General features: G+C 67.3%; 28 protein-coding genes. 27 read left to right on the top strand and 1 reads right to left on the bottom strand.

Going from position 1 to position 22,994, the window contains the following annotated elements:
* The first annotated feature begins 32 nt into the window (after positions 1–32).
* From rpoC to SK224_RS02460, 3 genes are all read left to right on the top strand, one after another.
* Positions 33–3,908, top strand: coding sequence for a DNA-directed RNA polymerase subunit beta' (gene rpoC / locus SK224_RS02470; RefSeq protein WP_234074493.1), 3,876 nt, complete (start codon positions 33–35; stop codon positions 3,906–3,908).
* 120 nt (positions 3,909–4,028) lie between these two features.
* Entirely contained in the window at positions 4,029–4,763 is a 735-nt protein-coding gene (locus tag SK224_RS02465) for an alpha/beta fold hydrolase (protein WP_320433216.1), read from the top strand.
* A gap of 62 nt (positions 4,764–4,825) precedes the next feature.
* Positions 4,826–5,437 (top strand): hypothetical protein, encoded by a 612-nt coding sequence (locus tag SK224_RS02460; RefSeq protein WP_320433215.1) that lies wholly within the window; start codon positions 4,826–4,828, stop codon positions 5,435–5,437.
* Between the two features lie 6 nt (positions 5,438–5,443).
* Here the strand turns inward: SK224_RS02460 and SK224_RS02455 are convergent, their stop codons facing one another.
* The gene (locus SK224_RS02455; RefSeq protein WP_320433214.1) at positions 5,444–6,034 is read right to left on the bottom strand and encodes a hypothetical protein; all 591 of its coding nucleotides are present in this window, start codon (positions 6,032–6,034) and stop codon (positions 5,444–5,446) included.
* A 113-nt stretch (positions 6,035–6,147) separates the two neighbouring features.
* Between SK224_RS02455 and SK224_RS02450 the strand changes: the two genes are divergently transcribed.
* The 24 genes from SK224_RS02450 (at position 6,148) to rpsH (ending at position 22,993) form a co-directional block, all read left to right on the top strand.
* The gene (locus tag SK224_RS02450) at positions 6,148–7,119 is read left to right on the top strand and encodes an ABC transporter (protein ID WP_320433213.1); all 972 of its coding nucleotides are present in this window, start codon (positions 6,148–6,150) and stop codon (positions 7,117–7,119) included.
* Positions 7,119–7,604, top strand: coding sequence for a hypothetical protein (locus tag SK224_RS02445; RefSeq protein ID WP_320433212.1), 486 nt, complete (start codon positions 7,119–7,121; stop codon positions 7,602–7,604). The genes SK224_RS02450 and SK224_RS02445 overlap by 1 nt, the downstream gene beginning before the upstream one ends.
* Before the next feature lie 69 nt (positions 7,605–7,673).
* Entirely contained in the window at positions 7,674–8,336 is a 663-nt protein-coding gene (locus SK224_RS02440) for a spermidine/putrescine ABC transporter substrate-binding protein (RefSeq protein WP_320433211.1), read from the top strand.
* Between the two features lie 12 nt (positions 8,337–8,348).
* Complete coding sequence (locus SK224_RS02435) at positions 8,349–9,911, top strand: DUF5684 domain-containing protein (protein WP_320433210.1); 1,563 nt, start codon at positions 8,349–8,351, stop codon at positions 9,909–9,911.
* Positions 9,912–10,199: 288 nt separating this feature from the next.
* Positions 10,200–10,568, top strand: coding sequence for a 30S ribosomal protein S12 (gene rpsL / locus SK224_RS02430; protein ID WP_036318318.1), 369 nt, complete (start codon positions 10,200–10,202; stop codon positions 10,566–10,568).
* Between the two features lie 5 nt (positions 10,569–10,573).
* Positions 10,574–11,044 carry a 30S ribosomal protein S7 gene (rpsG, locus tag SK224_RS02425; RefSeq protein WP_137418066.1) on the top strand — a complete coding sequence of 157 codons (471 nt, stop codon included), beginning with the start codon at positions 10,574–10,576 and terminating at the stop codon, positions 11,042–11,044.
* Between the two features lie 69 nt (positions 11,045–11,113).
* Positions 11,114–13,228, top strand: a complete 2,115-nt coding sequence (fusA, locus tag SK224_RS02420) for an elongation factor G (protein ID WP_137418065.1) — start codon at positions 11,114–11,116, stop codon at positions 13,226–13,228.
* Positions 13,229–13,392: 164 nt separating this feature from the next.
* Positions 13,393–14,586 carry an elongation factor Tu gene (gene tuf, locus SK224_RS02415; protein ID WP_137418064.1) on the top strand — a complete coding sequence of 398 codons (1,194 nt, stop codon included), beginning with the start codon at positions 13,393–13,395 and terminating at the stop codon, positions 14,584–14,586.
* A 255-nt stretch (positions 14,587–14,841) separates the two neighbouring features.
* Positions 14,842–15,402 carry an LPXTG cell wall anchor domain-containing protein gene (locus tag SK224_RS02410; protein ID WP_320433209.1) on the top strand — a complete coding sequence of 187 codons (561 nt, stop codon included), beginning with the start codon at positions 14,842–14,844 and terminating at the stop codon, positions 15,400–15,402.
* 413 nt (positions 15,403–15,815) lie between these two features.
* Positions 15,816–16,124 carry a 30S ribosomal protein S10 gene (rpsJ, locus tag SK224_RS02405; RefSeq protein WP_045246810.1) on the top strand — a complete coding sequence of 103 codons (309 nt, stop codon included), beginning with the start codon at positions 15,816–15,818 and terminating at the stop codon, positions 16,122–16,124.
* Positions 16,125–16,132: 8 nt separating this feature from the next.
* Positions 16,133–16,792 (top strand): 50S ribosomal protein L3, encoded by a 660-nt coding sequence (gene rplC / locus SK224_RS02400; RefSeq protein ID WP_137418052.1) that lies wholly within the window; start codon positions 16,133–16,135, stop codon positions 16,790–16,792.
* 4 nt (positions 16,793–16,796) lie between these two features.
* Entirely contained in the window at positions 16,797–17,456 is a 660-nt protein-coding gene (rplD, locus tag SK224_RS02395; RefSeq protein WP_320433208.1) for a 50S ribosomal protein L4, read from the top strand.
* Complete coding sequence (gene rplW / locus SK224_RS02390; RefSeq protein WP_137418050.1) at positions 17,453–17,752, top strand: 50S ribosomal protein L23; 300 nt, start codon at positions 17,453–17,455, stop codon at positions 17,750–17,752. Before rplD ends, rplW begins: the two co-directional genes overlap by 4 nt.
* 24 nt (positions 17,753–17,776) lie before the next feature.
* Positions 17,777–18,616 carry a 50S ribosomal protein L2 gene (gene rplB, locus SK224_RS02385; RefSeq protein WP_137418049.1) on the top strand — a complete coding sequence of 280 codons (840 nt, stop codon included), beginning with the start codon at positions 17,777–17,779 and terminating at the stop codon, positions 18,614–18,616.
* A gap of 11 nt (positions 18,617–18,627) precedes the next feature.
* Positions 18,628–18,909: a 30S ribosomal protein S19 gene (gene rpsS, locus SK224_RS02380; RefSeq protein WP_053546372.1), complete on the top strand. Its 282-nt coding sequence runs from the start codon at positions 18,628–18,630 to the stop codon at positions 18,907–18,909.
* 23 nt (positions 18,910–18,932) lie between these two features.
* Positions 18,933–19,328: a 50S ribosomal protein L22 gene (gene rplV, locus SK224_RS02375; protein WP_137418048.1), complete on the top strand. Its 396-nt coding sequence runs from the start codon at positions 18,933–18,935 to the stop codon at positions 19,326–19,328.
* On the top strand, positions 19,328–20,086 hold the full coding sequence (rpsC, locus tag SK224_RS02370) for a 30S ribosomal protein S3 (RefSeq protein WP_137418047.1): 759 nt from the start codon (positions 19,328–19,330) through the stop codon (positions 20,084–20,086). Before rplV ends, rpsC begins: the two co-directional genes overlap by 1 nt.
* Positions 20,086–20,505, top strand: a complete 420-nt coding sequence (gene rplP, locus SK224_RS02365; protein ID WP_137418046.1) for a 50S ribosomal protein L16 — start codon at positions 20,086–20,088, stop codon at positions 20,503–20,505. The genes rpsC and rplP overlap by 1 nt, the downstream gene beginning before the upstream one ends.
* A complete protein-coding gene (rpmC, locus tag SK224_RS02360; RefSeq protein ID WP_137418045.1) occupies positions 20,505–20,816 on the top strand; it encodes a 50S ribosomal protein L29 in 312 nt (103 codons plus the stop codon). Before rplP ends, rpmC begins: the two co-directional genes overlap by 1 nt.
* Complete coding sequence (rpsQ, locus tag SK224_RS02355) at positions 20,816–21,148, top strand: 30S ribosomal protein S17 (protein WP_267955120.1); 333 nt, start codon at positions 20,816–20,818, stop codon at positions 21,146–21,148. Before rpmC ends, rpsQ begins: the two co-directional genes overlap by 1 nt.
* Positions 21,149–21,182: 34 nt before the next feature.
* Complete coding sequence (rplN, locus tag SK224_RS02350; protein WP_045246799.1) at positions 21,183–21,551, top strand: 50S ribosomal protein L14; 369 nt, start codon at positions 21,183–21,185, stop codon at positions 21,549–21,551.
* 5 nt (positions 21,552–21,556) lie between these two features.
* A complete protein-coding gene (gene rplX, locus SK224_RS02345; RefSeq protein ID WP_137418043.1) occupies positions 21,557–21,916 on the top strand; it encodes a 50S ribosomal protein L24 in 360 nt (119 codons plus the stop codon).
* Positions 21,916–22,506 (top strand): 50S ribosomal protein L5, encoded by a 591-nt coding sequence (gene rplE / locus SK224_RS02340; RefSeq protein WP_137418042.1) that lies wholly within the window; start codon positions 21,916–21,918, stop codon positions 22,504–22,506. Before rplX ends, rplE begins: the two co-directional genes overlap by 1 nt.
* Positions 22,507–22,594: 88 nt before the next feature.
* On the top strand, positions 22,595–22,993 hold the full coding sequence (gene rpsH, locus SK224_RS02335; protein ID WP_137418041.1) for a 30S ribosomal protein S8: 399 nt from the start codon (positions 22,595–22,597) through the stop codon (positions 22,991–22,993).
* The last annotated feature ends 1 nt before the right edge of the window (position 22,994 follow it).

Below are 22,994 nucleotides of genomic sequence, written 5' to 3'. Positions count from 1 at the left end.
CACCGAGATTTATTAGGCACACAGGAGAACCAGTGCTCGAATCCACCACTTTCGACCAGATCCGCATCGGGCTGGCCACGGCCGACGACATCCGTCGTTGGTCCTTCGGCGAGGTCAAGAAGCCCGAGACGATCAACTACCGCACCCTCAAGCCCGAGAAGGACGGTCTGTTCGGCGAGCAGATCTTCGGACCCTCGCGCGACTGGGAGTGCGCCTGCGGCAAGTACAAGCGCGTCCGCTTCAAGGGCATCGTCTGCGAGCGCTGCGGCGTGGAGGTCACCAAGAGCTCCGTCCGTCGCGAGCGCATGGGCCACATCGAGCTCGCCGCGCCCGTCACCCACATCTGGTACTTCAAGGGCGTCCCCTCGCGCTTGGGCTACCTGCTGGACATGGCACCGAAGGACCTCGAGAAGGTCATCTACTTCGCCGCGTACATGGTGATCTCCGTCGATGAGGAGGGCCGCCACCGCGACCTCCCCACCCACGAGAACAACCTGCGTCTCGAGATCAAGAACCTCGGCGACCGCCGCGACGCCCGTGTGGCCGCTCGTCTGGCGGCCCTCGAGGAGGAGCTCGCGACTCTCGAGGCCGAGGACGCCAAGGCCGACGCCAAGAAGAAGGCCAAGGATGCGGCCGAGAAGGAGATGGCTCTGATCCGCAAGCGCGGTGACGAGCAGATCGCCAAGCTCGAGCGCGTCTGGGAGGAGTTCCGCTCCCTCGAGGTCGGCGCCCTGAAGCCCGAGGACGAGATCTTCAACGAGCTCGTCGACCGCTTCGGCCAGTACTTCGAGGCCCACATGGGCGCGGAGTCGATCAAGCGCCGCCTGGAGAGCTTCGACCTGGCCGCCGAGGCCGACAGCCTGCGGCTGCAGATCTCGGAGGGCAAGGGCCAGCGCAAGATCCGTGCGATCAAGCGCCTCAAGGTCGTCAACTCGTTCCTGTCGACCGGCATGTCGCCGGCGTCGATGGTCCTGGACGTCGTCCCGGTCATCCCGCCGGAGCTGCGTCCGATGGTCCAGCTCGACGGTGGCCGCTTCGCCACCAGCGATCTGAACGACCTCTACCGTCGCGTGATCAACCGCAACAACCGTCTTCGTCGTCTGATCGACCTCGGTGCTCCCGAGATCATCGTCAACAACGAGAAGCGGATGCTGCAGGAGGCCGTCGACGCGCTGTTCGACAACGGTCGCCGTGGTCGCCCCGTCACGGGCACCGGCAACCGCGCCCTCAAGTCCCTCAGCGACATGCTGAAGGGTAAGCAGGGTCGGTTCCGTCAGAACCTGCTCGGCAAGCGCGTCGACTACTCGGGCCGTTCGGTCATCATCGTCGGACCGCAGCTCAAGCTGCACCAGTGTGGTCTGCCCAAGCAGATGGCCCTGGAGCTGTTCAAGCCGTTCGTGATCAAGCGCCTGATCGATCTCGGTCACTCGCAGAACATCAAGGCCGCCAAGCGCGCGGTCGAGCGCACGCGTCCCGAGGTCTGGGATGTGCTCGAGGAGATCATCCGCGAGCGCCCGGTGCTGCTCAACCGCGCTCCCACGCTGCACCGTCTGGGCATCCAGGCGTTCGAGCCGCAGCTCGTCGAGGGCAAGGCCATCCAGCTCCACCCGCTCGTGTGTGCCGCCTTCAACGCGGACTTCGACGGTGACCAGATGGCTGTGCACCTGCCGCTGTCGGTCGAGGCGCAGGCCGAGGCCCGCATCCTGATGCTCGCGTCGAACAACATCCTGAAGCCGTCTGACGGCCGTCCGGTCACCCTGCCCTCGCAGGACATGATCATCGGTCTCCACCACCTGACCACGGTCAAGGAGGGTGCCGTCGGTGAGGGCCGCGTGTTCGGTTCTGTCGGCGAGGCGATCCTGGCCAAGGACGAGGGCACCCTCGACCTGCAGGCCAAGGTGCGCATCCGCGTTCCCGGTCTGACCTTCCTCGAGGGCGAAGCCCCCGAGGGCTACGAGCGCCACGGTCTCGTCGACGCCTCGCTCGGTCAGGCGATCTTCAACGACACGCTCCCCAAGGGCTACCCGTTCGTGCGCGAACAGGCCGACAAGGGCAAGCTGTCGCAGATCGTCAACAAGCTGGCCGAGGAGTACCCCAAGGTCGAGGTTGCCGCATCCCTGGACCGCATCAAGGATGCCGGCTTCTACTGGGCCACCCGTTCGGGTGTGACCGTTGCGCTCAGCGACGTGCTGACCCCGCCGAACAAGGCGGAGATCATCGCGGGCTACGAGAAGCAGGCCGCGAAGGTCCAGTCCCAGTACGAGAAGGGCCTCACGACCGACGCCGAGCGTCGTCAGGAGCTCATCAAGATCTGGACGGCTGCGACCGACGAGGTCCAGGCGGCCATGAAGAGCCACTTCCCGGCCGACAACACCATCAACCGGATGGTGAGCTCGGGTGCCCGTGGTAACTGGCTGCAGATCCGCAACATCGCGGGTATGCGTGGTCTGGTGAACAACCCGAAGGGTGAGATCATCGCCCGCCCGATCATCTCCTCGTACCGCGAGGGTCTGAGCGTGGCCGAGTACTTCATCGCGACCCACGGTGCCCGTAAGGGTCTCGCCGACACCGCTCTGCGTACCGCCGACTCGGGTTACCTCACGCGTCGACTCGTCGACGTCTCGCAGGACGTCATCATCCGCGAGGAGGACTGCGCCACGACCAAGGGCCTGGAGCTGCCCATCGCCGCCGCGGGTGCCGACGGGGTGCTCATCAAGGACGCCAACGTCGAGAACTCGGTGTTCGCCCGTACGCTCGCCGCGGACGTGGTCAGCCCGAGCGGCGAGGTTCTGGCCGAAGCCGGTTCGGATGTGGGCGACGTGCTCATCAACCGCCTGGTCGAGGGCGGCGTCACCTCCATCAAGGTGCGCTCGGTCCTGACCTGCGACTCCGCCGTGGGCGTGTGCGCGAAGTGCTACGGCCGCTCGCTCGCGACCGGCAAGGTCGTCGACATCGGCGAGGCCGTCGGCATCATCGCGGCGCAGTCGATCGGTGAGCCCGGTACTCAGCTGACGATGCGTACCTTCCACACCGGTGGTTCGGCATCGGCCGAGGACATCACGCAGGGTCTGCCCCGCGTGCAGGAGCTCTTCGAGGCGCGTACCCCCAAGGGTTCTTCGCCCATCGCAGAGGCCGACGGACGCATCACGATCGAAGAGACCGAGAAGCAGAAGAAGGTCATCCTCACGCCCGACAACGGTGACGAGCCGCACGTCTACCCCGTGCTCAAGCGCGCCACCCTGCTCGTCGAGGACGGCCAGCGCGTCGAGGTCGGTCAGCCCCTCCAGGTCGGCACGCTCGACCCGAAGGAGATCATGCGCGTCATGGGCGCCCGCGAGGTGCAGAAGTACCTCGTCGGCGGTGTCCAGGGCGTGTACCGGTCGCAGGGTGTCCCGATCCACGACAAGCACATCGAGGTCATCGTCCGCCAGATGCTGCGCAAGGTCACCGTGGTCGACCACGGCGACACCACGCTGCTGCCTGGCGAGATGGTCGACTCGCGTCGCTTCATCGACATCAACCGCGCATCCGTCGCCGAGGGCAAGCGCCCCGCGTCGGGCCGCCCGGAGCTGATGGGTATCACGAAGGCCTCGCTCGCGACCGAGTCGTGGCTGTCGGCCGCTTCCTTCCAGGAGACGACCCGCGTTCTGACGCAGGCCGCGATGGAGGGCAAGAGCGACCCGCTCGTGGGCCTGAAGGAGAACGTGATCATCGGAAAGCTGATCCCCGCGGGGACCGGCCTGTCGAAGTACCGCAATGTGACGGTCGAGGCGACCGAAGAGGCCAAGAGCGAGCGGTACCCCAACCGCATCTTCGCCTCGGACGGTGCGTACAGCGACTCCGACCTGAGCTACGTCGACTTCGACAGCTTCTCGACGGACGACTTCACGCCCGGGACCTACAACTGATCGAGTCGGTCCCCGACTGACGACGAAGGCCCCCGAGCTCCGGCTCGGGGGCCTTCGTCGTTCCCCGGCCGCATAGCGGGCATTCGGCTCGCGCCAAGCCCGGCCGGTTACCGTGTCGGCATGCAACTCGCCGTCCGTTCCGCAGGCTCCGGTGCGCGCACCGCGATCCTCGTCCACGGCATCATGTCCGACTCGCGGGCGTGGCACCGTGTGAGCGACGACCTCGAGGCGGCCGGCTTCCGCGTGCTCGCCGTCGACCTTGCCGGACACGGCCGGAGCCCCCGCGCTCGGAACTACTCGCCGGCCGCCTGGGCCGATGATGTCATCGAGACTCTGGATCCGATGCTGGGGCAGGCGCCGGATCTGATCGTCGGACACTCGCTCGGAGCGCTCGTGGCGAGCATGGTGGCCGAGCGGCTCGCGCCCCGCGCCGCCGTTTACGTCGACCCCGCCTTCGCCTTCCCGAGGGGAGTGCGCGGGCTCGCCTACAAGCTCGCGTTCGCCATCGCACCCAAGCCGCGTCGCGCGATGCTGCGGCGTATGAACCCCGGTTGGAGCGCGCAGGACATCGACCTCGAGCTGTCGTCGCTGCAGGCGTGGGACAAGCGCACGATCCTCGGTCTCGCCGACACCCGCGCGCTCGTCGCGCCGCGTCGGCCTCGGCAGCCGAGCCTGGTCGTGCTGGCGGAGAAGAGCCTGCTGATCACCCGTACCGTCGCCGCCGCCATGCGCGGCGACGGGCTCACCGTCACGGTGCTGCCGGGGTCGGGGCACACGGTCTTCCGCGACGACCACGCGGGGTTCATGGGACTCGTCCACGGCTGGATCGCCGATCACGTCCCCGCCCGCGCCTGAGGTCGCGTGCCGCTGCCTCGCTTCACGGGATGTGACGCGTAGCGTGGATCGGGGAGGTCGGTGTGGCACGGATCGGCGGTCGCAACAGCTTCATGGCGTGGGTCGTGGGGCTCGGCAGCGCTGCCGTGGTGGCGGCGCTGGTCGTGCTCGCCGTTCCTGCGATCCCGGCGGGGATCCAGATGGTCGGCGACACCCTGCGCTCCTCCACATCCGCTCCGATCGCCCAGGGGGAGACGGCAGCCCGCCAGCCCACCTCTTCGACCCCGCTGTGTCAGGGCCTGTACACGGAAGCGCTGTGGGCGGAGCTCACTCAGCGTGCCGGTGGGGTGCCCGTGCAGGACACGAGCGCGCCCCGCGTGTCTGCGACGACGTTGGCGACGTCGCTGGCGCCCGAAGTGGCGGTCTCCTGCACGTTCACCGGCATCAATGCCGGTTCCATCGTGACGACGGTGGCGAAGGTGGATCCGGACGCGGCCCGTCTCGCGCGTTCGGCGCTCGAGACGGCCGGCTACGCATGCGGCGATTTCGGCGACGGCGTGCGCTGCCGGTTGACGACCGCGCAGAGCACCGAGGACCAGGTCATCCGGGACGGCACGTGGCTGGCCAGCGTGTTCACCGGGTGGCATCCCGACCGCTACACGGAACGCGTCGCGCTGCAGCTCTGGCCGAGCTGAGCGCGTTCAGCCGAAGACGCGCGAGATGACCGCATCCGTGTAACCCGACGGTGCGAGTCCCACGTACTGCGTGTCGATGAGCACATCGTCGCGCCAGAACAGCGTGCGCCCGTCATTGACCGGGTAGTTCGGGTCCACCCAGACCTTCTCGCACCGGGTGCCATTGTTCGGGGTGTAGCAGCTGAAGCCCTCGCCGAGGAGCGCGTTGAGCATGTCGAGAGCAGGACCCCGCGACTTCTGGGAGATGGTGGTCGTGAGCCTGCCGGTGTCGGTCGCGGGGCTTCCCCAGACGCAGGTGAGGCTTCCGTCGGCCTGCGCGCCGGCCGTTCCGAACGCCGGGTCGTTGAGCGGCACGTCGGCGAGCTGAGCGAGCACCGCGTCGGACAGGATCTCGCGGCAATCCGTGGGAATCGAGACCGGGGTGGCGGTGGGTGTGGGGGTCGCCGTCGGCGTCGGTGTGGGCGATGACGACGGACGGAGCGTGGAGCCGGTCGGTGCAGGCGAGGGATCCGGCGCGCACCCAGCCAGAGCGAACAGAGCGAGAAGAGCCGTGGACGCCGCGAGCAGGGTGGTCCTCGAACTCTGGCGCAACCTCATGTGGCCAGGTTAACCGCACGGATCGCCGCGCGCCGCGCGCCTGACGCGGCCCGACGCGACGCGGCGTTACCCTCGGGAAGCGGATGTGCACCCCCGCTGAAGGAGCGACAGCGATGACCGAGCAGAAGACCCCCTCGGCCGGCGAACCCGTCGAGGAGCCGACCGTCGTCGTGGACGACGTCGTAGGCAACGCGAACGAGGCATTGGCCGACGCGGAGGCCGCTCAGCGCACGGCGACCGGAGAGCAGGAGGTCGCCACGGAGCATGTCGTCGAGGAGGACGTGGTGGTCGTCGAGACGCCGACGTCCGACGGCGAGCGTGTCGTCGAGGAGGTCGTCGTCAGCGAGGCCGTGGTCGGCCAGGCCGCCGCCGACGATGACGTGCCCTGGTACGACCGTCCGGAGACCGTCCCCATGGACCCGGAGCCTGCGGCCACCACCGCCGTCCCGGCCGCTGCCGCAGCGACCACGCCGGTCGCGGCATCCGAGCCGACCTATGCCGCCGCTGCGGCCCAGCCGATCTTCGTGCAGGCACCCGAAGCACCCCGCCCGCGCGGCAATCGCGGTGCCGCGGGTGCGATCGGCCTCCTCGCGTCCCTCGCCTTCGCCGTCCTCTCGTTCGGCGTGCTCTTCGCTTTCGGCTACTTCTATGGCGGTCTGGGAAGCGTGGAGAACGACCCCGCCGAGCTCGCCCTCACCCTGATCCGCTCGTGGACGTTCTGGATGCCGGTGGTGGTCTTCTACCTGGGCTTCTGGATCCTGGGCGCCATCCTCAACCGCGCGCGCTGGGCCCACTGGGTCATCTGGGGTCTGCTCGTCGGTGTCGCGGCATACGCGGGATCCCTTCTCGGCATCCTGTTCCAGGCGCCGTTCTGGGAGCTCACCGCTCGCCAGGGCGCGGACCTCGTGCAGGTCTCGTTGTTCTCTCCGCTGCCGATCCTCGCCTTCGTGCTGGGTCGCGAGCTCACGGTGTGGTTCGGCGCGTGGGTCGCCGCCCGCGGACGCCGCGTCTCCGCGCTCAACGACGAGGCGCAGCGCGAGTACGAGCGCACCCTCGAAGCGGGTCCGCAGCTCCACCAGGTCTGATGTCACAGCCGGACGCACCTCGGACTCCGCCGGTGCGTCCGGCTGTCGCCATCGCTCTGACGCTCGCAGCGTTCTTCGCTCTGATCGTCGCCGCTTTCGGGATGGTGAGCCTGCTCGCCGACGTCGAGGTCGTTCCGGTGGCGGGAGTCGGGCAGGCGCCCGGAATCGTCGGCGTGCTCGTCGCCTGCGGCGTCTACGCCGGCGGCACCGCTCTCGTTCTGCGGCCCGGCAATCCGGCCTACACCGGGGCACTGTTCATCGCGGTGGCCGTGTGGTTCGGGTACAGCCTCAGCGCGGGAGTCGCGGGTGCCGTCGCCTCAGAGGATGTGGCGGTCGGCCTCTCGCTCATGGCTCGTCTGCTGACCGGGTGGCAGGGGGGTGTCGTGGGGATCGCGGCGGCAGCGGCCGCCTGGTGTGCGATCGCGCTGGTCCGCACACGCGCGGGGCGGCCTCGGTGGCCCTGGGAGGGCCCCGGCGAGGCCTGATCGCGAACGCGACCGACCGCATGCGTGGATCTCCCGCGGAAAGACGCGGGTGGCGGCTACCTTTAGAGCGTGGAGCGCTCGCTCGAGACGCAGGTGAGCCAGGCCGTCGACGCCTGGCTGCGTTGGCTGCCCCGCTGGGAGCCGGCGACGCACCGCGGGCGCCTGGCAGTGTGCCGCCGCTGTCTGGGATCGCCGATCCTCTCTGCCGCCGGCCTGGGCGGCGACGTGCCCCATGCCGTGCAGCACGGCTTGTCCACCCGCCTGAAGACGGTCGTCGACCACGCCGTCGCTGAGTACACGGCCCGCAATCTCCCCCTGCTCCAGTCTGAGCTCGACCAGCAGGCGACGCGCAACAGGGCCCGCAGCTACCGCCCCACGGAGAACCTCGAACCCGAATACGACGGTCTTCCGCTGGATCCGGACCCGATCCCGGGTGCGCCCTTCCTCTTCACTCTGGCGGGCATGGCCGCCGATGCGGATGCGGGCATCCCGGCGCTTCCGCCGCTGTCCGACGAGGCGAAGGCAGCGCTGCGTCACGAAGTCGCGCTGGCGGATGACTACGCGAACCTGATCGGACGCGAAGTATGCCAGGTCCTGCTGCACCACCGCATCCGTATCCAAGCAGCGGTCGCGAAGTATGTAGAACCGCAGATCACCGCCATGCTGGAAGAGTTGACGCGTTCGCTCGACGTTCCTTTCGACCCCCGAGACCTCGACGGTCCCACTCCCTGAGGCAGTTCACCCATGCTCAACGCACTCGTCGCCGCTTACTCCTCGCCGTTGGTCCCCGACGCAGGAACGGTCGTGGTCCTCGTTCTCGTGGCGCTCGTTCCGTCGCTCCTGGTCTACGTCTGGGGTGCGCTCGCGCTGTCACGGGTGTATGCGAAGCTCGGCATCGAGGGCTGGAAGGCCTGGATCCCGGTCTATAACGTCGCGGTCCTGTTCATCATCGGTGGCCTGAGCCCCTGGCTCCTCCTGCTCTATCTCATCCCCTTCTTCGGGCAGATCTTCGTCTACGTCGCCTTCATCACGGCCGCGCACCGCGTGAACGTCATGTTCGGACAGGGCGTGGGCATGACGGTTCTGGCCGCCTTGCTGTTCCCGGTGTGGGCGAGCGTTCTGGGCTTCGGCTCCGCCCGGCCGATCGAGCAGGGCGCTCCGCGCCAGGCCGCGGGTGGCGTCGAGGACCTTCTCGGATTCACACCGCAGTACGCCGCCGCGGCCGACGAGTTCGGTGCCCGCCGCGACGTCCCGGCGCCCTCGGCATGGATTCCCCCGGCACCGCCGGCGCCCGGTGCCCCCGCCGCGACACCCGCCACCACCGCGATGCCCATCGCCGGGGCATGGGGCGAGCCGCCTCTGCCGCCCGCGCCGGCGGCGCCCTCTGCTCATCCGTACGCGGCCGCTGATCCCCACGCGGCGGCTCCCGCGGAGCCGTACGCCGCGCCGGCATCCGACCCGTACGCCGCGCCGGCATTCCCCGCGCCCGTGGTGGACTCGTACGCTCCGCCGTCTCCGGCCGCCCCCGCCCACGACGCGCACCCGGCGCCGACCGCTGATCCCTACGCGCCGCCCGTCGCCGACGCACCCGCTGCCCCTGTCGACGATCCCTATGTCGCGCCGGCCTCGCCCGAGCCCGCCCCCGTGATGTCGTGGTGGCAGCCGGCCATCGTCGAGGAGGAAGAGGCGGCGCCCGCGGCCGTGACGCCCGCGTGGGTGGAGCCGGAGACGCCGCCGACCCCCGCCGCGGCAGAACCCGCGCCGTCCGATTCCTTCGTGCCTCCCGCCGCGCCGCCCGTGCTGCGGGACTCCTTCGTCGCCGAGCCCGATGCGTTCCCCGAGGCCTCGGGGGAGGTGTCGGCGGTGGCCGGGGCGCCGATCGCGGGGATGCCGCGGCCGGCGGCCGCATCCGTCGCCGCATCGCGGCCGGGCGTCGGTGACATCGTGGAGGACACGGTCATCGCCTCGCGCCGTCGGCCCAAGTGGGCGCTGTTGCTGCCCGACGGATCGCCCATGGAGCTCACCGGCGACGCGGTCGTACTCGGGCGTCGCCCCGTCCCCGTCCACGCCGCACCCGGCGCGCAGCTGGTGACCGTCGTCGACGACACGCGCACGGTATCCAAGACCCACGCGCTGCTGCGCCGGCGTGCGGATGCCTGGATGGTGAGCGACCTGGACTCGACGAACGGTGTCGTCGTCTTCGTCGCGCAGGACGAGATCGACGTGGCCCCGGGGACCGAGCAGGAGGTCGCGGAGCGTTTCCTCCTGGGCGATGCGGAGCTGCGTATCGTGCGTGCGGACGCATGATCGCGGTCGTTTGACCGCATCCCGATTCGGCGCGTATCATTGAGCGGGTGTGCGCTCTCGCGCGCCCTGCGTCGTGCCCGGCACGAACAGGGTGAACAGGAGCACACCATCTCAGGGAACGGCCTGCGAACAGGCCACCCCCACGGCATATCCACCAGCGAAACGGGCGTCAGTCATTCTGCCGCCCCGGTGGGTCCGCGTGAGCCCTCTCCGACATGAATCGAAAGAATCCGTCGGAGCGGGGGAGACCACGACGCTGTCACCGTGCAGCACTGACAAGGAGAGAACGTGCCAACTATTCAGCAGTTGGTTCGCAAGGGGCGCACGCCGAAGGTCACCAAGACCAAGGCTCCCGCGCTGAAGTCGAACCCGCAGCAGGCCGGTGTCTGCACCCGCGTGTACACCACCACCCCGAAGAAGCCGAACTCGGCGATGCGCAAGGTCGCTCGTGTGAAGCTCCGTAACGGCACCGAGGTCACCGCCTACATCCCCGGCGAGGGCCACAACCTGCAGGAGCACTCGCTCGTGCTGGTGCGCGGCGGTCGTGTGAAGGACCTCCCCGGTGTGCGTTACAAGATCGTTCGCGGCGCCCTGGACACCCAGGCCGTCAAGAACCGCAAGCAGGCCCGTAGCCGCTACGGCGCGAAGAAGGGTTGAGTTAGATGCCTCGTAAGGGTCCCGCCCCGAAGCGTCCGGTCGTCAACGACCCGGTCTACGGCGCACCGATCGTCAGCCAGCTCGTCAACAAGATCCTCGTGGACGGCAAGAAGTCGCTCGCCGAGTCGATCGTCTACACGGCCCTCCGCGGCGTCGAGGCCAAGAACGGCCAGGACGCGGTCGCGACGCTGAAGAAGGCGCTCGACAACGTCCGTCCCACCCTCGAGGTCAAGAGCCGCCGCGTCGGTGGCTCGACCTACCAGGTGCCGGTCGAGGTCAAGCCGCACCGCGCCAACACCCTGGCGCTGCGCTGGCTCGTCAGCTACGCGAAGGGTCGTCGTGAGAAGACGATGACCGAGCGTCTGCAGAACGAGATCCTCGACGCCTCGAACGGCCTCGGTGCCGCGGTCAAGCGCCGCGAAGACACCCACAAGATGGCCGAGTCGAACCGCGCCTTCGCGCACTACCGCTGGTAATCAGCAGCTCGGCGCCGGCCGGGGCCACCGCCCCGGCCGGCGCACCCGACAACACGTAAGGACATCCCCGTGGCACAAGAAGTGCTCACCGACCTCAACAAGGTCCGCAACATCGGCATCATGGCGCACATCGATGCCGGCAAGACGACGACGACCGAGCGCATCCTCTTCTACACGGGCGTCAACCACAAGATCGGTGAGACGCACGACGGCGCTGCGACCACCGACTGGATGGAGCAGGAGCAGGAGCGTGGCATCACGATCACCTCCGCCGCCGTGACCTGCTTCTGGAACAAGAACCAGATCAACATCATCGACACCCCCGGCCACGTCGACTTCACGGTCGAGGTCGAGCGCTCGCTGCGCGTGCTCGACGGTGCCGTCGCCGTCTTCGACGGCAAGGAGGGCGTCGAGCCCCAGTCCGAGACGGTGTGGCGTCAGGCCGACAAGTACGACGTGCCGCGCATCTGCTTCGTCAACAAGATGGACAAGCTGGGCGCCGACTTCTACTTCACCGTCGACACGATCGTGAACCGCCTGAAGGCCAAGCCCCTCGTGCTGCAGCTGCCCATCGGCGCCGAGAACGACTTCGTCGGGGTCATCGACCTCGTCGAGATGCGCGCTCTGGTGTGGCCCGGCGATGCCAAGGGTGACGTCACGATGGGTGCGAAGTACGAGATCCAGGAGATCCCGGCCGACCTCGCCGACCGTGCTGCCGAGTACCGCGAGAAGCTGCTCGAGACGGTCGCCGAGAGTGACGAGTCCCTGCTCGAGAAGTACTTCGGCGGCGAAGAGCTCTCCCTGGCCGAGATCAAGGGCGCGATCCGCAAGCTCACGATCAATTCCGAGGTCTACCCGGTCCTGTGTGGCTCGGCGTTCAAGAACCGTGGCGTGCAGCCGATGCTGGACGCGGTCGTCGACTACCTCCCCTCGCCCCTGGACGTGCCCGCCATCGAGGCTCACGACCCCAAGGACGAAGAGATCGTCATCGAGCGTCACGCCGACCGCGACGAGCCGTTCGCGGCCCTCGCGTTCAAGATCGTCACGCACCCCTTCTTCGGTCGTCTGACCTACATCCGCGTGTACTCGGGTCACCTGGACTCCGGTGCGCAGGTCGTGAACGCGACCAAGGGCAAGAAGGAGCGCATCGGAAAGATCTTCCAGATGCACGCCAACAAGGAGATGCCGGTCGACTCCGTGACCGCCGGTCACATCTACGCGGTCATCGGCCTGAAGGACACCACCACCGGTGACACCCTCTCCGACAGCACCAACCAGGTCGTCCTCGAGTCGATGACGTTCCCGGAGCCGGTCATCGAGGTCGCCATCGAGCCCAAGACCAAGGCCGACCAGGAGAAGCTGGGTCTCGCGATCCAGAAGCTCGCCGAAGAGGACCCGACGTTCCGCGTCGAGCAGAACGCCGAGACCGGTCAGACGGTCATCAAGGGCATGGGCGAGCTCCACCTCGACATCCTCGTCGACCGCATGAAGCGCGAGTTCAAGGTCGAGGCCAACGTCGGAAAGCCCCAGGTCGCGTACCGCGAGACGATCCGCAAGACCGTCGAGCGTCACGACTACACGCACAAGAAGCAGACCGGTGGTTCGGGTCAGTTCGCCAAGATCCAGTTCGCGCTGGAGCCCCTCGAGGTCACGGCGGACAAGACGTACGAGTTCGAGAACAAGGTCACGGGTGGCCGCATCCCGCGCGAGTACATCAGCCCGACCGACCAGGGCTTCCAGGACGCCATGAACGTCGGCGTGCTCGCCGGCTTCCCCATGGTGGGCGTGAAGGCGATCCTGCTCGATGGCGCCTCGCACGACGTCGACTCCTCGGAGATGGCGTTCAAGATCGCGGGCTCCATGGGCTTCAAGGAGGCCGTCCGCAAGGCGAACCCCGTCATCCTCGAGCCGATCATGGCCGTCGAGGTGCGTACTCCGGAGGAGTACATGGGCGACGTCATCGGCGACCTGAACTCCCGTCGCGGCCAGATCCAGTCGATGGAGGATGCGGCCGGCGTCAAGGTCGTCCGTGCCAACGTCCCGCTGTCCGAGATGTTCGGTTACATCGGTGACCTGCGTTCGAAGACCTCCGGTCGCGCTGTCTACTCCATGGAGTTCGACAGCTACGCCGAGGTCCCGCGCAACGTCATGGACGAGATCGTTCAGAAGACGAAGGGCGAGTAATCTCCTCGGAGGTCTCGTCTGCGGACGGGGCGGTTTCGTCCCGTCCGCACTTCTGGCTCACAACTTCACACGACCCCTCTCTATTACACTGAGAACAATCCCCGTAGCGAGCCGGTCGCAACCCAGCGACCGGAGTCTCTACACGACGTCCTGAGGAGGACCCAGTGGCTAAGGCCAAGTTCGAGCGGACCAAGCCGCACGTGAACATCGGAACGATCGGTCACGTCGACCACGGCAAGACCACGCTCACCGCCGCGATCTCGAAGGTGCTCGCCGACAAGTTCCCGTCGGCCACCAACGTGCAGCGCGACTTCGCGTCGATCGACTCCGCTCCCGAGGAGCGCCAGCGCGGCATCACGATCAACATCTCGCACGTCGAGTACGAGACGCCCAAGCGTCACTACGCTCACGTCGACGCTCCCGGTCACGCTGACTACATCAAGAACATGATCACCGGTGCCGCTCAGATGGACGGCGCGATCCTCGTGGTCGCCGCCACCGACGGCCCGATGGCTCAGACCCGCGAGCACGTGCTGCTGGCCAAGCAGGTCGGCGTGCCCTACCTGCTCGTCGCCCTGAACAAGAGCGACATGGTCGACGACGAGGAGATCCTGGAGCTCGTCGAGCTCGAGGTTCGCGAGCTGCTGTCGTCGCAGGACTTCGATGGCGACAACGCTCCCGTCGTCCGCGTCTCGGGCCTGAAGGCTCTCGAGGGTGACGAGAAGTGGGTCAACTCGATCGTCGAGCTCATGGAGGCCGTCGACGAGTCCATCCCGGACCCGGTGCGCGACAAGGACAAGCCGTTCCTGATGCCCATCGAGGACGTCTTCACGATCACCGGTCGTGGCACCGTCGTCACGGGCCGCGCCGAGCGTGGCACGCTGGCGATCAACTCCGAGGTCGAGATCGTGGGCATCCGCCCGACGCAGAAGACGATCGTCACCGGTATCGAGATGTTCCACAAGCAGCTCGACGAGGCCTGGGCCGGCGAGAACTGTGGTCTGCTCCTTCGCGGCACCAAGCGTGACGACGTCGAGCGCGGCCAGGTCGTCGTCAAGCCCGGTTCGGTCACCCCGCACACCAACTTCGAGGGCACGGCGTACATCCTGTCCAAGGAGGAGGGCGGCCGTCACAACCCGTTCTTCACGAACTACCGTCCGCAGTTCTACTTCCGTACCACGGACGTGACCGGCGTCATCACGCTGCCCGAGGGCACCGAGATGGTCATGCCCGGTGACACCACGGAGATGTCGGTCGAGCTCATCCAGCCGATCGCCATGGAAGAGGGCCTCGGCTTCGCGATCCGTGAGGGTGGCCGCACCGTCGGCGCCGGCACGGTGACCAAGATCCTCAAGTAAGTCCTTCGGACTTCGCCGACAGGGGTCGGACCTTCGGGTCCGGCCCCTGTCGGTGTTTACGGGGTGTCGCGTGCTGACGGTGAGATTACGGAGACGTAAAGAAAGGTCGCATAACGCACCCTCGACTTGTGAGCGGCCTGGGAGAAGAGCTAGCGTGGCCTGCGGGGGTAGGCTGGGCGATTCGTGGCTCAGTCCAACTCCCGGACCATCCTGGTACCCATTGAGGCTGCGCCTCACACCCCCACGGAGTTGAAAATGAAGAGCCTTCGCACCAAGATCGCAGCGGTCATCCTGACCGCTGCCGCCCTCGTTGCCGCTCCCGCGGCAGCGCAGGCCTACGTTCCCACGCCCGGAGAGCCCGACGCGGCCGTCTCCGGTGCCCCGACCCCCGGCGGCACGGTGACGCTCGTCGCCACCGCCTTCGACGGCAACACGCCGATCAGCTTCGTCGTCACCGGCGAGAACGGCGCCGGCATCACGCAGGCCTCGGTCAAGCTGGCCGTCAGCTCGTCGCCGACCTTCAACACCTCGACGAACGCGGCGGGCAACGCATCGTTCAACGTCAAGCTGCCGTCGAACGCGACCGGCTCCTACGACGTCGCGGTCACCGGCCAGAAGAACGGTGTCTCGGTCACCGAGACCACGAGCTTCGCCGTGGGCACCGGAAGCGGCGGCACCGGTTCCGGTTCGGGCCTTCCCGCGACCGGTGTCGACAGCGGCTCGCTGATGGGCGTCTGGATCGGCGGCGGCGTGCTGCTGCTCGGTGGCCTCGCGGTCACCGTGTTCGCCGTGCGTCGTCAGCGCCAGGGCGCCTGACACACGACAGTCAACGACAGAACCCCCGGGCCACGGCCCGGGGGTTCTGTCGTTGTGCTCCACACGCCGCCCCGACACGCCCGAGTTTGCGACACGCCCGGGCGACACGTAGACTAGTCAGGTTCCACATTCCGGGTGCTTTGCTGCCCGGATCACTGCCAGGGCAGTGCATAGATCAGCGCTCCACGCGCGGGGTCTAGGCCGCGGGTAGCAGAACGACATCTCCCACACTTCTTCCCGGAAACGGGCGTGCATTGCGCGTGGAGTGCGGGGCCGGCCTCGGAAGGGGCTGGTTTGACACGAGAACAGTGGTGCAGCATCACCGCGAAAGCGGGAGAAGTGCCCGGCGCGCAAGCGTCACCGTGCGTCCGATGCCCTCAGAGGTATGACGCGAGAAAGAGAGTGAGCAGACTATGGCGGGACAGAAGATCCGCATTCGCCTGAAGTCGTACGATCACGCAGGGCTCGACAGCTCCGCGCGCAAGATCGTCGACACCGTGACCCGAGCCGGCGCCACCGTCGTCGGCCCCGTGCCGCTGCCGACCGAGAAGAACGTCGTGGTCGTCATCCGGTCGCCCCACAAGTACAAGGACAGCCGCGAGCACTTCGAGATGCGCACCCACAAGCGCCTCATCGACATCATCGACCCGACGCCCAAGGCCGTCGACTCGCTGATGCGTCTCGACCTTCCGGCCGACGTCAACATCGAGATCAAGCTCTGAGGTTCGACATGGCTGACATCAACTCCAAGATCTCCCAGGGCCTCCTGGGCACCAAGCTCGGCATGACCCAGGTCTGGAACGAGCAGGGCAAGCTCGTCCCCGTGACGGTCATCCAGATCACCCCGAACGTGGTCACGCAGATCCGCACCCCCGAGAAGGACGGCTACAACGCCGTTCAGATCGCCGCGGGTCAGATCGACCCCCGCAAGGTCACCAAGCCCCTCGAGGGCCACTTCGAGGCTGCCGGCGTCACGCCGCGCCGCCACGTCACCGAGATCCGCACCGCGAACGCCGCTGACTACTCACTCGGTCAGGAGCTCACGGTCGACGGTGTCTTCGAAGCGGGCAAGCTGGTCGACGTCGTCGGCACCAGCAAGGGCAAGGGCACCGCGGGTGTCATGAAGCGCCACAACTTCAAGGGCGTCTCCGCCTCGCACGGTGCGCACCGCAACCACCGCAAGCCGGGTTCCATCGGTGCCTCGTCGACGCCCAGCCGCGTCTTCAAGGGCATGCGCATGGCCGGCCGCATGGGTGGCGAGCGCGTGACCGTCCTCAACCTCACGGTGCACGCCGTCGACGCCGAGAAGGGTCTGCTGCTCGTCAAGGGCGCTGTGCCCGGCGCTCGTGGCCGCATCGTCTACGTCCGCAACGCAGTGAAGGGTGCCTGAGAACATGGCTGACTCGACTCTCGCGCTCGACGTCGTGAAGGCAGACGGCAAGAAGGCCGGCTCCGTGGAGCTGCCCGCCGCCCTGTTCGACGTCAAGACGAACATCCCCCTCATCCACCAGGTCGTCGTCGCGCAGCTCGCGGCGGCTCGCCAGGGCACGCACTCGACCAAGCGTCGTGGCGAGGTCTCCGGTGCCGGCCGCAAGCCCTTCAAGCAGAAGGGCACGGGTAACGCCCGTCAGGGCTCGATCCGCGCGCCGCACATGACCGGCGGTGGCATCGTCCACGGCCCGAAGCCGCGCAACTACTCGCAGCGCACGCCCAAGAAGATGATCGCGGCCGCCCTCCTGGGCGCGCTGAGCGACCGTGCTCGCGGCGAGCGTCTGCACATCGTCGACTCGTTCGGCGTCGAGGGTGCGCCCTCGACGAAGGCCGCTGCCGCGGTGCTGAACGCGCTGAGCCCCGCGAAGAACGTCCTCGTCGTCATCGAGCGTGACGACGAGCTGAGCCTGCTGAGCGTGCGCAACCTCGCGTACGTCCACGTGCTCGCCTTCGACCAGCTGAACGCCTATGACGTGCTCGTCTCCGACGACATCGTCTTCACCAAGGCCGCCTACGACGCGTTCGTCGCGTCGCGGACCGCCACCGAGGAGGTCTCGGCATGACCGCCGTCAACAAGGACCCGCGCGACATCATCCTGAAGCCGGTCGTCTCCGAGAAGAGCTACGGGCTGATCGACGAGGGCAAGTACACGTTCTACGTGGACACCCGCGCCAACAAGACCGAGATCAAGCTCGCCATCGAGAAGATCTTCGGTGTCAAGGTCGCTTCGGTCAACACGATCAACCGCGTCGGCAAGGCCCGCCGCACCCGCTTCGGCATCGGCAAGCGCAAGGACACCAAGCGCGCCATCGTCACCCTGAAGTCGGGCACCATCGACATCTTCACGGCAGTCGGCTGACGGTCGGGATAGAGGACACAGATTATGGCTATTCGCAAGTACAAGCCGACGACCCCCGGTCGTCGCGGCTCGTCGGTGGCGGACTTCGCCGAGATCACGCGATCGACGCCCGAGAAGTCCCTGCTGCGCCCGCTGAGCAAGACCGGCGGACGTAACAACCAGGGCCGCATCACGACGCGTCACATCGGTGGTGGCCACAAGCGCCAGTACCGCGTGATCGATTTCCGTCGCAACGACAAGGACGGAATCAACGCGAAGGTCGCTCATATCGAGTACGACCCCAACCGCACCGCGCGCATCGCGCTGCTGCACTACGTCGACGGCGAGAAGCGTTACATCCTCGCGCCGAACAAGCTGCAGCAGGGTGACATCGTGGAGTCGGGCGCCGGCGCCGACATCAAGCCCGGCAACAACCTGCCGCTGCGCAACATCCCCACCGGTACCGTCATCCACGCCATCGAGCTCCGCCCCGGCGGCGGCGCGAAGATGGCCCGCTCCGCCGGCGCCAGCGTGCGTCTGGTGGCGAAGGACGGTCCCTACGCGCAGCTCCGTCTGCCCTCCGGCGAGATCCGCAACGTCGACGCGCGCTGCCGCGCGACGATCGGCGAGGTCGGCAACGCCGAGCAGTCGAACATCAACTGGGGCAAGGCCGGCCGCAAGCGCTGGAAGGGCGTTCGCCCGACCGTTCGCGGTGTCGCGATGAACCCGGTCGACCACCCGCACGGTGGTGGCGAGGGCAAGACCAGCGGTGGACGCCACCCGGTCACGCCGTGGGGTAAGGCCGAGGGCCGCACCCGCCACGCCAACAAGGAAAGCGACAAGTACATCGTCCGCCGTCGCACCGCCGGCAAGAAGCGCAAGTAGGAGTCAAGAAGATGCCACGCAGTCTGAAGAAGGGCCCCTTCGTCGACGAGCACCTGCTTCGCAAGGTTGTCTCGCAGAACGAGGCGGGTTCCAAGAACGTCATCAAGACCTGGTCGCGCCGATCGATGATCGTGCCCGCGATGCTCGGTCACACGATCGCGGTCCACGACGGTCGCAAGCACATCCCCGTGTTCGTGAGCGAGACCATGGTCGGTCACAAGCTGGGCGAGTTCGCGCCCACCCGCACCTTCCGCGGCCACGTGAAGGACGACAAGAAGGGCCGTCGCCGCTGACGCGGTGACGCAGAGGAGAAGAAATGGTGGAGTCCATCGCACGCGTGCGACACATCCGCGTGACCCCTCAGAAGGCTCGTCGTGTCGTCGCTCTCATCAAGGGCAAGCAGGCTGAAGAAGCTCTCGCGATCTTGAAGTTCGCGCAGCAGAGCGCCAGCGAGCCCATCTACAAGCTGGTCGCCTCGGCGATCGCGAACGCCCGTGTGAAGGCGGATGCGGCGGGCGAGTTCTTCGACGAGCAGGATCTGTTCGTCAAGAACGCGTTCGTCGACGAGGGCACGACGCTCAAGCGTTTCCAGCCCCGCGCCCAAGGCCGCGCGTTCCAGATCAAGAAGCGCACCAGCCACATCACCGTCGTCCTGGCGACGCCCGAGGTGGCAGAGACCGCCCCGGCCCAGAGCAAGAAGGCGAGCAAGTAATGGGACAGAAAGTCAACCCGTACGGCTTCCGCCTCGGCATCACCACCGACCACGTGTCGCGGTGGTTCTCGGACTCGACGAAGCCCGGACAGCGCTACGCCGACTACGTGGCCGAGGACATCAAGATCCGTAAGCTCCTGCTGTCGAGCCTCGACCGTGCAGGCGTGAGCAACATCGAGATCGAGCGCACCCGCGACCGCGTGCGCGTCGACATCCACACCGCGCGTCCCGGCATCGTGATCGGTCGTCGTGGTGCGGAGGCCGAGCGCATCCGCGGCGACCTCGAGAAGCTCACCGGCAAGCAGATCCAGCTGAACATCCTCGAGGTCAAGAACCCCGAGGCCGACGCCCAGCTCGTCGCGCAGGGCATCGCCGAGCAGCTCTCCGCTCGTGTGGCATTCCGCCGCGCGATGCGCAAGGGCCTGCAGGGCGCTCAGCGCGCCGGCGCCAAGGGCATCCGCATCCAGGTCTCCGGCCGCCTCGGCGGCGCCGAGATGAGCCGTTCGGAGTTCTACCGCGAAGGCCGTGTGCCCCTGCACACCCTGCGCGCGAACATCGACTACGGCTTCTACGAGGCCAAGACCACCTTCGGCCGCATCGGCGTGAAGGTCTGGATCTACAAGGGCGACCTCACCAACAAGGAACTCGCTCGCGAGCAGGCCAACGCGCCGAAGTCCCGCGGTCGTGACGACCGTGGTGGCGACCGCCGTCGTGGCCCCCGCAACGAGGCCCCCGTCGCAGAAGGAGCGTCTGCCTGATGCTTATTCCCCGCAAGGTCAAGTACCGCAAGCAGCACCACCCCAAGCGTGACGGCCAGGCCACCGGCGGCACCCAGGTGTCGTTCGGCGAGTTCGGTATCCAGGCGCTGACCCCCGCTTACGTGACCAACCGTCAGATCGAGTCCGCTCGTATCGCGATGACCCGTCACATCAAGCGTGGTGGAAAGGTGTGGATCAACATCTACCCCGACCGTCCGCTGACCAAGAAGCCCGCCGAAACCCGCATGGGTTCGGGTAAGGGTTCGCCCGAGTGGTGGGTCGCGAACGTCAAGCCGGGCCGCGTCCTGTTCGAGGTCGCGGGCGTCAACGAGCAGCTCGCTCGTGAGGCGCTGACCCGTGCCATCCACAAGCTGCCGCTGAAGGCACGCATCATCAAGCGCGAGGAGGGCGACGCGTAATGGCGATCGGCACCAAGCAGCTCGCCCCGAGCGAGCTCGACACGTTCGAAGACCAGCGCCTCGTCGAGGAGCTGCGCAAGGCCAAGGAAGAGCTGTTCAACCTGCGCTTCCAGTCGGCCACCGGCCAGCTCGAGAGCCACGGCCGTATCCGTGCGGTCAAGCGCGACATCGCGCGGCTCTACACCGTGATCCGCGAGCGCGAGCTGGGCATTCGTGCCACGCCCGTCGCCGCTGAGCCGGCGAAGGCGAAGAAGACGAAGGCGAAGAAGACCGAGGACACCTCGGCCGCCGCCGAAGGAGAGGCTGAGTGATGGCCACCACGAAGAAGGCTGCAGAGGTCGAGCAGGCCGCTGGGCACGAGAGCTCCGAGCACGACGTCCGTGACGCCGGCGCCCGTGGCTACCGCAAGGCGCGCCGCGGCTACGTCGTCAGCGACAAGATGGACAAGACCATCGTCGTCGAGGTCGAGGACCGCGTGAAGCACCCGCTGTACGGCAAGGTCATCCGCCGCACCTCCAAGGTGAAGGCGCACGACGAGGGCAACACCGCCGGTATCGGCGACCTGGTGCTCATCAACGAGACCCGCCCGCTGAGCGCCACCAAGCGCTGGCGCCTGGTCGAGATCCTCGAGAAGGCCAAGTAAGCCTCGGGCTTACTTGGAACCCAAGGAGTAACAAGTGATTCAGAACGAATCCCGCCTCAAGGTCGCCGACAACACCGGCGCCAAGGAGCTGCTCACGATCCGTGTGCTGGGCGGCTCCAACCGGCGCTACGCCGGCCTGGGCGACGTCATCGTCGCCACGGTCAAGGACGCGATCCCCGGCGGCAACGTCAAGAAGGGCGACGTGGTCAAGGCCGTCGTCGTCCGTACCGTCAAGCAGACCCGTCGTCCCGACGGTTCCTACATCAAGTTCGACGAGAACGCCGCCGTCATCCTGAAGAACGACGGGGAGCCCCGCGGCACCCGCATCTTCGGCCCGGTCGGTCGTGAGCTTCGTGACAAGAAGTTCATGAAGATCGTCTCGCTCGCTCCGGAGGTGATCTGACCCTCATGGCCAAGATCAAGGCAGGTGACCTGGTTCAGGTCATCACTGGTAAGAAGCAGGACAAGGGTGGCGACCGCGGCAAGCAGGGCAAGGTCCGCAAGGTCCTGACCGAGCAGAACCGCGTCATCGTCGAGGGCGTCAACTACGTCACCAAGCACACGCGGGTCGGCCAGACCCAGCGCGGCACCAAGACCGGTGGCATCGAGACGACCGAAGCCCCCATCCACATCTCCAACGTCGCCCTCGTCGACCCCTCGACCAAGAAGCCGACCCGTGTCGGCCGTCGGGTCGAGGAGCAGGTCAAGGACGGCGTCAAGCGCACCGTCCGCGTGCGCTACGCGAAGAAGTCAGGTAAGGACCTCTGATGAGCACCGCCACTGCCGCGGAGGCTGGCAAGACCCAGCCCCGCCTGAAGCAGAAGTACAACGCCGAGATCAAGAAGGCGATGCAGGACGAGTTCGGCTACGCGAACGTCATGCAGATCCCCGGCCTGGTCAAGGTCGTCGTGAACACCGGTGTCGGCGAGGCAGCTCGCGACAGCAAGGTGATCGATGGTGCGGTTGACGACCTCACCAAGATCACCGGCCAGAAGCCGGTCGTCACCAAGGCCCGCAAGTCCATCGCGCAGTTCAAGCTGCGTGAGGGACAGGCCATCGGTGCGCACGTCACCCTGCGCGGCGACCGCGCCTGGGAGTTCATCGACCGTCTCGTGAACCTCGCGCTGCCCCGCATCCGCGACTTCCGCGGTCTGAACGAGCGCCAGTTCGACGGCCACGGCAACTACACGTTCGGTCTGCAGGAGCAGTCGGTCTTCCACGAGATCGACCAGGACAAGATCGATCGCGTCCGCGGTTTCGACATCACGATCGTCACCACGGCGAACACGGACGACGAGGGTCGCGCTCTGCTGCGTCACCTCGGCTTCCCGTTCCGCCAGGCGGACGCCCAGGCGTAACACCCCCGTGCCGGCATCCGTCGGCATCCACCACAGGTCGGCCGTCGTGTAACGGCGGTCGAAACCTGGTGAACGAAGGAAAACCATCATGACGATGACAGACCCGGTCGCAGATCTGCTGACCCGTCTGCGCAACGCGAACTCGGCGCACCACGACTCCGTGTCGCTGCCGAGCTCCAAGCTCAAGACCCACATCGCCGAGATCCTCCAGCAGGAGGGCTACATCTCCGGCTGGGAGGTCACCGACGCGCGTGTCGGCCAGACGCTGACGCTCACGCTGAAGTACGGCCCCAACCGCGAGCGGTCGATCGCCGGCATCAAGCGCGTGTCGAAGCCCGGCCTCCGCGTGTACGCGAAGTCGACCGAGATCCCCAAGGTCCTCGGCGGACTCGGCGTCGCGATCCTGTCCACCTCCTCTGGCCTCCTCACGGACCGTCAGGCCGAGTCGAAGGGCGTGGGTGGGGAAGTCCTCGCCTACGTGTGGTGAC

The sequence above is a fragment of the Microbacterium sp. BG28 genome, assembly GCF_034044005.1.
Taxonomy (GTDB): domain Bacteria; phylum Actinomycetota; class Actinomycetes; order Actinomycetales; family Microbacteriaceae; genus Microbacterium.
Note: the sequence above shows the minus strand (reverse complement) of the source record. Positions and strands in the feature narration are given on the sequence as shown.

What these genes read in the sequence shown, in the direction of transcription:
- rplP (WP_137418046.1), top strand. Translation starts at nt 20,086, where the DNA reads ATGCTTATTCCCCGCAAGGTCAAGTACCGCAAGCAGCACCACCCCAAG.
- rplC (WP_137418052.1), top strand. Translation starts at nt 16,133, where the DNA reads ATGGCTGACATCAACTCCAAGATCTCCCAGGGCCTCCTGGGCACCAAG.
- rpsH (WP_137418041.1), top strand. Translation starts at nt 22,595, where the DNA reads ATGACGATGACAGACCCGGTCGCAGATCTGCTGACCCGTCTGCGCAAC.
- SK224_RS02435 (WP_320433210.1), top strand. Translation starts at nt 8,349, where the DNA reads ATGCTCAACGCACTCGTCGCCGCTTACTCCTCGCCGTTGGTCCCCGAC.
- rplE (WP_137418042.1), top strand. Translation starts at nt 21,916, where the DNA reads ATGAGCACCGCCACTGCCGCGGAGGCTGGCAAGACCCAGCCCCGCCTG.
- rplD (WP_320433208.1), top strand. Translation starts at nt 16,797, where the DNA reads ATGGCTGACTCGACTCTCGCGCTCGACGTCGTGAAGGCAGACGGCAAG.
- rpsJ (WP_045246810.1), top strand. Translation starts at nt 15,816, where the DNA reads ATGGCGGGACAGAAGATCCGCATTCGCCTGAAGTCGTACGATCACGCA.
- rpsC (WP_137418047.1), top strand. Translation starts at nt 19,328, where the DNA reads ATGGGACAGAAAGTCAACCCGTACGGCTTCCGCCTCGGCATCACCACC.
- rpsG (WP_137418066.1), top strand. Translation starts at nt 10,574, where the DNA reads ATGCCTCGTAAGGGTCCCGCCCCGAAGCGTCCGGTCGTCAACGACCCG.
- rpsQ (WP_267955120.1), top strand. Translation starts at nt 20,816, where the DNA reads ATGGCCACCACGAAGAAGGCTGCAGAGGTCGAGCAGGCCGCTGGGCAC.
- SK224_RS02450 (WP_320433213.1), top strand. Translation starts at nt 6,148, where the DNA reads ATGACCGAGCAGAAGACCCCCTCGGCCGGCGAACCCGTCGAGGAGCCG.
- rplW (WP_137418050.1), top strand. Translation starts at nt 17,453, where the DNA reads ATGACCGCCGTCAACAAGGACCCGCGCGACATCATCCTGAAGCCGGTC.
- SK224_RS02410 (WP_320433209.1), top strand. Translation starts at nt 14,842, where the DNA reads ATGAAGAGCCTTCGCACCAAGATCGCAGCGGTCATCCTGACCGCTGCC.
- rplV (WP_137418048.1), top strand. Translation starts at nt 18,933, where the DNA reads ATGGTGGAGTCCATCGCACGCGTGCGACACATCCGCGTGACCCCTCAG.
- rpmC (WP_137418045.1), top strand. Translation starts at nt 20,505, where the DNA reads ATGGCGATCGGCACCAAGCAGCTCGCCCCGAGCGAGCTCGACACGTTC.
- rplB (WP_137418049.1), top strand. Translation starts at nt 17,777, where the DNA reads ATGGCTATTCGCAAGTACAAGCCGACGACCCCCGGTCGTCGCGGCTCG.
- SK224_RS02465 (WP_320433216.1), top strand. Translation starts at nt 4,029, where the DNA reads ATGCAACTCGCCGTCCGTTCCGCAGGCTCCGGTGCGCGCACCGCGATC.
- rplX (WP_137418043.1), top strand. Translation starts at nt 21,557, where the DNA reads ATGGCCAAGATCAAGGCAGGTGACCTGGTTCAGGTCATCACTGGTAAG.
- SK224_RS02455 (WP_320433214.1), bottom strand. Translation starts at nt 6,034, where the DNA reads ATGAGGTTGCGCCAGAGTTCGAGGACCACCCTGCTCGCGGCGTCCACG.
- SK224_RS02445 (WP_320433212.1), top strand. Translation starts at nt 7,119, where the DNA reads ATGTCACAGCCGGACGCACCTCGGACTCCGCCGGTGCGTCCGGCTGTC.
- rpsS (WP_053546372.1), top strand. Translation starts at nt 18,628, where the DNA reads ATGCCACGCAGTCTGAAGAAGGGCCCCTTCGTCGACGAGCACCTGCTT.